This is a genomic window from Shewanella sp. 11B5, assembly GCF_002836795.1.
In the GTDB taxonomy this organism is placed as follows: domain Bacteria; phylum Pseudomonadota; class Gammaproteobacteria; order Enterobacterales; family Shewanellaceae; genus Shewanella; species Shewanella frigidimarina.
This window is the reverse complement of sequence record NZ_PJAP01000377.1, coordinates 1-7,932: the sequence shown is the minus strand read 5'-3', so window position 1 is coordinate 7,932 and position 7,932 is coordinate 1. Positions and strand designations below refer to the sequence as shown.

Here is a 7,932-nt window from a genome sequence, read left to right as displayed (position 1 = left end):
GACGCTGAAATTAATATATCAACAAAGTGAATCAGCCATGCAAAATGAAGCCATAAGTGTACAAGAGGTCCCCGAGTCAATCGTTGTTTCAGCTACTGGCTGGACACGTCAGGATACCACCTGGATGTTGAGCTTGTTTGGCACCGCTGTTGGCGCTGGAATTTTATTTTTACCGATCAATGCCGGAATGGGAGGTTTTTGGCCATTAGTGTTAATGGCACTCATGATAGGCCCAATGACCTATCTCGCTCACCGTGGATTATCTCGCTTCCTATGCTCATCTGCTATTCCTGGCAGTGACATCACTCAGGTAGTTGAAGAACATTTTGGTGCTGGAGCCGGTAAAGCGATTACTTGGCTGTATTTTTTAGCCATATATCCCATTGTATTAATCTATGGCGTTGGGATAACCAATACCGTCGACAGTTTCATTATTAATCAATTAGGCATGTTTACCGACGTCCCAAGAATGTTACTCGACGGTACGCCTGCACTGACAGAAGCTGGCGGGCAAATCATCGATAAAGTCAGTGGTATTCCACGTTGGCTACTTTCGGGTATGTTAATTTTAGGCATGATGTCGGTGATGGTTGCGGGTGAAAAATTTATGCTCTCCGTGACGCGGTTATTAGTCTATCCGCTCGTCGCAATCCTTGCTTTTATGTCCTTGTACCTTATACCAGACTGGAAGTTTGATGCGCTAATGGTTGTGCCTTCAACAACCAATTTTCTTGGTACTGTTTGGTTAACCATTCCAGTGTTGGTATTTGCCTTTAACCATTCACCCGCTATCTCACAATTCTCGGTTTCTCTCAAAAAAGAACATGGCGCTAATGCTTCCCATAAAGCCGATGTCATCCTCCGCAATACAGCCATTATGTTAGTCGGATTTGTGATGTTGTTTGTGTTCTCCTGTGTTCTGTCACTAACACCGGCGCAGTTATTAGAAGCTAAAGCCGATAACTTACCGATATTGTCTTATCTAGCCAACGTGCATGAAAGTGGCTTTATCAGCTACTTTGCCCCTGTCATTGCTTTCATCGCCATTATTTCATCTTTCTTCGGTCACTACATGGGGGCAACAGAAGGTTTGAAAGGCATCATTATCAAGCAATTACCCGACAGCAGTAAGCCAGAAAATAGCAAAAAACTGGATAAATTTATCTTAGGATTTATGTTTATGACTACTTGGGGCGTGGCGGTTATGAACCCAAGTATTCTGGGTATGATTGAGGCGCTTGGTGGCCCGGTGATTGCGGCTATTTTATATCTCATGCCAATGTATGCGATATACAAAGTACCGGCACTGAAAGCCTACCGCGGTCGAGTTAGTAACATATTCGTCGTCATTACCGGTTTATTATCTATGACAGCCATTCTATTCGGCTTACTGAGTTAAATAAGATAATTCGAGCGGGCTCACACCCGCTCGAATGATTCATTGAGGCAGAGTTTTGCATAAAGAACTCACTCAAAATGTAGTGTTATACTTCAACTTCTACAGTTATACATTTATCAAAAAACAAAAACTAGAAGTAGCTCAAAACCTTACTAGTATTATCTTGTTACTATTGAAGCTATATCACCTCCTTCCTTTGAGTTAATTCAGTTAATGTCTTTTTACCAATCCCCAAAAAAAATGTCTGCATTTGATGCTAAGTTTGAAGCACAAAAAATAGCCTTCGCACCGGTAAGCTTTCAAGTCGCTCGTTGCTTAAGTCAATTTGGCATACTCACAAAGATTGATGACTCCGGAGACGAAGGTATTAGCTTAATTCAACTGATTCAACATGTTGAATTGTCTGAATATGCCATTCACGTATTGCTCGATATGGGATTAAGTATGGGCATTTTTTGGTGTAAAGATGATCGTTATCGACTCGATAAAACGGGTTATTTCTTACTCCATGATGATATGGCCGCAAAAAATCTAAACTTCATCCATGATGTTTGCTATCAAGGCTTGTTTGACCTTGACGATTCACTTAAGCAAGGCAAAGCAATAGGACTTAAACACTTTGGCGATTGGGACACAATTTACCCTGGGCTAAGTCAGCTACCTGAACAAACTAAAAAAAGCTGGTTTGAGTTCGATCATTACTATTCAGATCATGCCTTTGACAGTTTATTACCTTTGATTTTCAAGTCAGATCCCGCTCATATTATTGATGTAGGCGGTAATACCGGTAAATGGGCATTTGCCTGTACCCGCTATAATAAAAACGTTAACGTCACCATTATGGATTTACCCGGTCAACTTGCTGTGGCAATGAAAAATGCCCAAGCATGTTTGGTTGCAGACCGAGTTCATCCGTTTGAAACAGACTTACTTGATAGCAACAAACCTTTTTACCAAGGAGGTGATTTGTATTGGATGAGTCAATTTTTAGATTGTTTTTCTAAACAACAAATCATCACTATTCTCCAGCGCACAGTGGCTGCGATGAAACCTGACAGTGAACTGTGTATTTTAGAGACGTATTGGGACCGACAGCCTCACGAAGCTGGTGCCTATTGCGTTAACGCAACCTCTTTGTATTTTACCGCGATTGCCAATGGCAATAGCAGGATGTATCACAGTAAAGATATGCTTAAAATGATCAATGAGGCAGGCTTGTATGTTGATGAAGACATCGACAACATTGGCCTAGGCCATACTTTACTCCGCTGTAAATTAAAGCCGATGAATTAACAGAACGGCAATTCCGCAATAACCAGTGGCATGATATGTTCGATCAGTAATATAGCGATGAAATACACATTTATTGATGACATAAAAAAGCGAATGCTGCTCGGCATTCGCTTTGTTTTTATTAAGCCGATCTTACGTTAAATAAATAAGCTTTTTAAATTAACTGTGCTTTACGGCAAAGTTATTCATAAAGTCTACTAACGCTTGTACACCCGCAAGTGGCATGGCGTTATAAATACTGGCACGCATTCCACCGACAATACGATGACCTTTTAACGCGACTAAACCCGCCTGCTCTGCTTGTGCTAAAAACTCACTGTCTAGGGCATCATTCACTAGTTGAAAGGTGACATTCATGCGTGAGCGGTTATGAGGAGCCACACCGTTTTTATAAAACGGATTACTGTCGATACAATCATACAGTAACGCAGCTTTTTGTTGGTTCACTTCAGCCATCGCACTTACCCCCCCCTTTGCGGCTAACCATGCAAACACTTCCGAGGCTAGATACCAAGCAAACGTTGGCGGTGTATTAAACATAGAGCCATGCTCAACGGCAACGCGATAATCCATTACTGATGATTGCGGCAGACTTGGTAGTTTAAGCATATCGTCACGCACAATGACAATAGACAAGCCTGACGGGCCAATGTTCTTTTGTGCGCCGGCATAAATAAGACCGTATTTGCTGACATCAATTTCGTGCGACATGATGGTCGATGATAAATCAGCAACAATTGGCCATGGGCTGTCTAGCTCTTCAAAAATCTCGATGCCATCTACGGTTTCATTTGAACAGTAATGCACATAACGATAATCTTTATCGATTGCCGTTAAGTCTGGTAATTTAACCTGATAAAGCCCATTGATCTGCTCAACAATATTGATACTGTCAATATTGTGCTCGCTTACCAATTTCTTCGCTTCAGTTACTGCGGCCGATGACCACTGACCACTGACCAAATAAAGTGCCTGACCATTATCGCCAAGAAAGTTATTCACCACGTTAGAAAATTGAGCCCGGCCACCACCGTGCATAAATAACACGTGGTAATTAGCAGGAATGTTCATCAACTTGCGTAATGTCGCCTCTGCTTGATCGGTCAGCGCAATAAACTCTTTACTTCGATGACTGATTTCCATCACGGAGACGCCTAGGCCATTCCAATCAATTAATTCCTGTTGTGCTTTTTGCATTACAGCTTGAGGTAACATGGCAGGTCCAGCACAGAAATTATAAATCGCGCTCACAGACAACTCCTTTGACAAATAATCAATATAGACAATAACAATTTAACCGTAATAGTAAGTATTTTACGGGTTGATGAATAGGCCTTTATTTACCTATTTTGATGAAATTTATTCCGTAAAATAAAACGGGCGCCATAAAGGCGCCCGTTCGAGGATATCGACAACAAAAGTAATCTACTACTCTTGTTCGTCATCTCCGGTTTTGGCTTCATCTGGATCTGTTGCTTCAACATCGTCAGTTGACTCAGCATCTGTCACTTCAGCATCGATAATATCGCTTACTGGAATAACATTGCCTTCTTCGTCTAACAGCTCTTCAGTTTGAATTTCTTCAATACGCTGCAAACCAACGACTTTCTCGTCTTCTGCGGTACGGATGATAGTCACACCTTGAGTGTTACGACCAATAATGGATACGCCTTCAGCAGGAGTACGCACTAAGGTGCCTTTATTACTGATCAACATGATTTCGTCAAAAGTACCCACTTGAACAGCACCGACTACTTCACCGTTACGCTCACTGACTTTAATCGACACAACGCCTTTAGTACCGCGGCTCTTCGCTGGGTATTCACTTAGCTCTGTACGTTTACCGTAACCGTTTTCAGTTACGGTTAAAATAGCACCGTCACCTTTAGGCACAATTAACGACACCACTTTTTGGCCCGCATCAAGCTTAATACCACGAACACCGGTAGCAGTACGACCCATAGGGCGCAGTGCAATGATTTCTTCGCCAGTTTCAGCATCTATCTTCACTTCACCGGTTTCAGAATCACGCGCTTTCTCATTAAAGCGAACCACTTTACCTTCGTTAGAGAACAACATAATGTCGTCACTACCTTCAGTAATATCAACGCCAATTAATTGGTCGCCGTCTTTTAGGTTCACAGCAATAATGCCGTTTGCACGAGGGTTACTATAAGCCGTTAATGCAGTTTTCTTCACGGTACCGTGCGCTGTCGCCATGATGATATATTTATCATCTGCATACTCACGTACCGGTAGAATGGCAGTAATGTGCTCACCGTCAGATAGTGGTAATAAGTTAACAATTGGACGACCACGGGCAGTACGACTTGCCAATGGTAATTGATACACTTTTAGCCAGTACATCTTACCAAAGTCAGAGAAACACAAGATGGTGTCATGAGTGTTTGCCACCAATAACTTTTCTACAAAGTCTTCATCTTTTACTTTAGTTGCGGCTTTACCTTTACCACCTCGACGCTGCGCTTGGTAATCAGACAGTACTTGGTATTTCGCATAACCTAAGTGAGACAAGGTCACTACAACGTCTTCTTCATTGATTAAGTCTTCAAGACTCATATCAATTTCGTTAGCGTTAATAATAGTGCGACGTTCATCACCGTATTGCTCAAGTATTTCTTCAAGTTCTTCTTTAATCACTTCCATCAAACGAGATGGAGTACGAAGAATGAATAACAAACCTGCAATCAGAACTAAAAGCTCTTCATATTCAGCTAAAATCTTGTCATGTTCTAGACCGGTTAAACGGTGCAGACGTAATTCCAAAATCGCTTGTGCTTGTTGCTCAGTTAAATAGTACTGACCGTCACGGATACCGAACTCAGGCTCTAACCATTCAGGGCGTGCAGCGTCATCACCAGCTTTTTCAAGCATGCCTTGTACATGACCTAATTCCCAACCTTGTGCAACCAATTTTGCTTTGGCTTCAGCAGGTGTAGGAGAGGCTTTAATAAGCGCAATAATCGGGTCGATGTTAGCCAATGCAATGGCAAGTGCTTCAAGAACATGAGCACGTTCGCGGGCTTTACGCAGTTCAAATACAGTACGGCGCGTGACCACTTCACGACGGTGAAGAATAAAACACTCCAGCATTTCTTTAAGGTTAAACAATTTAGGCTGACCGTTAGTCAATGCCACCATGTTGATACCAAAAGAACACTGCATTTGTGTTTGAGAATATAAGTTGTTTAGTACAACCTCACCCACTTCACCACGTTTGATTTCAATAACAATACGCATACCGTCTTTGTCAGACTCATCGCGTAGGCCACTGATACCTTCTAATTTTTTATCTTTAACAAGCTCAGCAATTTTTTCAATCAAACGGGCTTTGTTAACTTGATATGGAATTTCATGAACAATAATACGTTCACGACCATTCTCTTCAGTTTCAATTTCCGCTTTAGAGCGCATGATAGCGCGTCCACGGCCAGTGTTATAAGCATCGATAATGCCTTTGCGACCGTTTATTGAAGCTGCCGTTGGAAAATCTGGACCTGGAATGTATTCCATTAACTGTTCAATCGATAAACTTGGATCTTCGATTAACGCCAAACAGCCTTTCACTACTTCTGTTAAGTTGTGAGGTGGAATGTTAGTGGCCATACCAACCGCAATACCAGATGAACCATTGATTAATAAGTTCGGTACACGTGTTGGTAACACCGCAGGGATCATTTCGGTGCCATCGTAGTTAGGCACAAAATCCACAGTTTCTTTTTCAAGGTCGGCTAATAATGAATGCGCCAACTTTTGCATGCGGATTTCGGTATAACGCATCGCCGCTGCCGAGTCACCGTCGACCGAACCAAAGTTTCCTTGTCCGTCAATCAATGTGTAGCGTAGCGAGAACGGTTGCGCCATACGTACAATTGTATCGTATACAGCTGTATCACCGTGTGGGTGATATTTACCAATTACGTCACCAACGACACGAGCGGATTTCTTATATGGTTTGTTCCAATCGTTTTTTAATTCGCTCATTGCGAACAATACTCGACGGTGAACTGGTTTTAAACCGTCACGGACGTCAGGTAAAGCACGACCTACAATTACACTCATTGCGTAATCAAGGTAAGAATTCTTAAGTTCGTCTTCGATGTTAATTGGCGAAATAGATGATGCCAGATCAGTCATAAACTGCGCGTTCCCCTAAAGTGAGCTGACAATAAAACTTCCATATTATTATCTAGCTTAAAAACGTGATTTGGCATTCTAACACAGATATTTAATGTCGCCAGAGCAAAGACCAGCCAAATGCTCTATCACTCTTAAAAATTATAAAAAAGCTAATATTTTCAGCTAATTTAGTTTATTCATTGGCTAATATATGACTAAATTTAAGCAACAATAACCGTTAACTTGCTGATGCTTTAAGCAGTTGATAGCACAAAATGACAATTCACCTCGCTTAAATGGATGTTTTATGAGCAAGCGTGAACCGCAAAAGCCATTGTTGACTACTATTCGCAAAGGTTATCGCTATAATAGCGACCATACTTTATTACACACTTAGGTTAAGTTATGTCACACGCTGAACAATCGACACCCAATGTTGATCCGCTAGAGATCGCAAAATTTGAAGCCATGGCGCAAACTTGGTGGGATCTCAATGGCGAGTTCAAGCCATTACATTTACTTAATCCACTGCGCTTAAACTACATTGACCAAACCGCTGATGGTATTTTTGACAAGAAAGTACTTGATGTTGGCTGTGGTGGCGGCATTTTGTCAGAAAGTATGGCGCGCCTAGGTGCTAACGTTGACGGTATTGATATGGGCAACGAACCGCTTGAAGTGGCAAAACTACATGCCTTAGAGTCTGGTGTTACGGTTAATTACCTCAAAACAACAGCCGAAGCACATCGCGATAATCACCGAGAATATTATGATGTGGTTACTTGCATGGAAATGCTCGAACATGTACCCGATCCACAATCGGTGATTCAAGCCTGTTGTGACATGGTTAAACCTAACGGTTTTGTGTTTTTCTCAACCATAAACCGTAATATGATGTCGTATTTACAGACGATTATCGGCGCAGAGTATTTATTAAAAATGCTGCCAGTTGGCACTCACGATCACAGCAAATTTATTCGCCCATCGGAACTGATGGCATTGGTCGATAACACCGACTTATTGTGTAAAGATGCGCTGGGAATTACCTACAATCCATTGTCAGGTGTGTTTAAGTACACTAAAAGTGTCGATGTAAACTA

5 protein-coding genes are annotated in these 7,932 nt (G+C 41.8%); 3 read left to right on the top strand and 2 right to left on the bottom strand.

What is annotated here, in order from left to right:
* Positions 1 to 37 precede the first annotated feature (37 nt).
* Positions 38 to 1,399: an SLC5/6 family protein gene (locus CXF78_RS08580; protein WP_102036523.1), complete on the top strand. Its 1,362-nt coding sequence runs from the start codon at positions 38 to 40 to the stop codon at positions 1,397 to 1,399.
* Positions 1,400 to 1,612: 213 nt separating this feature from the next.
* Positions 1,613 to 2,692 (top strand): methyltransferase, encoded by a 1,080-nt coding sequence (locus tag CXF78_RS08575; RefSeq protein ID WP_102036522.1) that lies wholly within the window; start codon positions 1,613 to 1,615, stop codon positions 2,690 to 2,692.
* Between the two features lie 159 nt (positions 2,693 to 2,851).
* Here the strand turns inward: CXF78_RS08575 and serC are convergent, their stop codons facing one another.
* The gene (gene serC / locus CXF78_RS08570; RefSeq protein ID WP_102036521.1) at positions 2,852 to 3,943 is read right to left on the bottom strand and encodes a 3-phosphoserine/phosphohydroxythreonine transaminase; all 1,092 of its coding nucleotides are present in this window, start codon (positions 3,941 to 3,943) and stop codon (positions 2,852 to 2,854) included.
* A gap of 177 nt (positions 3,944 to 4,120) precedes the next feature.
* Positions 4,121 to 6,850: a DNA gyrase subunit A gene (gene gyrA, locus CXF78_RS08565; protein ID WP_059743645.1), complete on the bottom strand. Its 2,730-nt coding sequence runs from the start codon at positions 6,848 to 6,850 to the stop codon at positions 4,121 to 4,123.
* A 387-nt stretch (positions 6,851 to 7,237) separates the two neighbouring features.
* Here gyrA and ubiG point away from each other — a divergent pair.
* Positions 7,238 to 7,932: bifunctional 2-polyprenyl-6-hydroxyphenol methylase/3-demethylubiquinol 3-O-methyltransferase UbiG (ubiG, locus tag CXF78_RS08560; protein WP_102036520.1), on the top strand; the 695-nt coding region annotated here is incomplete at its 3' end.

Bases quoted from the DNA above. Each gene is read 5' to 3' on its own strand.
- CXF78_RS08580 (WP_102036523.1), top strand. From the start codon at position 38: ATGCAAAATGAAGCCATAAGTGTACAAGAGGTCCCCGAGTCAATCGTT.
- CXF78_RS08575 (WP_102036522.1), top strand. From the start codon at position 1,613: ATGTCTTTTTACCAATCCCCAAAAAAAATGTCTGCATTTGATGCTAAG.
- gyrA (WP_059743645.1), bottom strand. From the start codon at position 6,850: ATGACTGATCTGGCATCATCTATTTCGCCAATTAACATCGAAGACGAA.